Origin of the sequence: Geobacillus sp. DSP4a (genome assembly GCF_013096875.1) — a bacterium.
GTDB classification, from domain to species: domain Bacteria; phylum Bacillota; class Bacilli; order Bacillales; family Anoxybacillaceae; genus Geobacillus; species Geobacillus thermophilus.
Window position 1 is genome coordinate 1 of the sequence record NZ_SDLD01000137.1, and the last position, 1,034, is coordinate 1,034.

The 1,034-nt window shown below is 54.4% G+C and carries 1 protein-coding gene; it reads left to right on the plus strand.

Translation table 11 applies throughout. The annotated features are described in order from the left end of the window. Window positions 1–1,034 (plus strand): IS701 family transposase (locus ETC02_RS16665; protein ID WP_171698452.1); only part of this gene is annotated, 1,034 nt, incomplete at both ends.

Sequence of the window (1,034 nt, forward strand, 5' to 3'; positions counted from 1 at the left end):
GTCGATGCCTTGACCACCAAGGGATTCTCGGGAACATTGACTGATATTCATTACTGGAGCTTTCATCCGAATCATCGAACGACGCTCAGTCACTTTTTCACGAAAAGCCCTTGGAACGAGGAAAGGCTGCTTGGGAAGCTTCAAGAGTGGATCCTTTCCCAGGTCGAACGACTGGCCAAACGGAAGAATCAACCCCTTTTTGTTTCGATTGATGATACGATTTGCCAAAAAACAAAGCCTTCGTCACGGGCTGTGCACGCCATTCAAGGGTGCGACTGGCACTACTCGCATAAAGATCATCAATCGGTCTGGGGGCATTCGCTCGTTTGGCTGATGGTGCACACCTTCACGCAGGCGTTCCCATTTGCGTTCCGCCTGTATGACAAGAAAGCGGGAAAAAGCAAGATCGACCTGGCGATCGAGATGCTTTCCTCGCTCAAGGTGAAGCGGGCTCAGCCGGTGTATGTGCTCATGGATTCGTGGTATCCGTCTAAGAAGCTCATCGAAGCCTGTCTGAAACAGGGATTCCATGTCATCGCGATGCTCAAGACGAACCGGATTCTCTACCCGAAAGGCATCGCCATCCAAGCCAAGCAGTTTGCCCGCTATATCGAGTCCAAAGACACCCGCCTCGTCACGGTGGGGAAGGAGCGTTATCGCGTGTATCGCTATGAGGGGGCCATCCATGGCCTCGATGACGCGGTGGTGCTGCTGGCTTGGAAGGCGGATCAGCCGATGGCGCCGGAACATCTTCATTGCATCTTGAGCACCGACCGGGAACTCGGGGACGAAGACATCTTGCGTTACTATGCTCAGCGTTGGACGATCGAGTGCTTTTTCCGGCAAGCGAAAGATCAACTGAAGCTGGATGGATACCGCGTTCGCCACATTCGGGCGGTGAAACGGTATTGGGCGGTGGTGCTGTTGGCCTGCGTGTACAGCATCGCCGAATCCCGCCAAAACCTCTCCACCGGGCTGGAGCTTCTTCGGTCGCGGAAAGACCACAGCGTCGTCGAGTTCATTTATGACGCTGC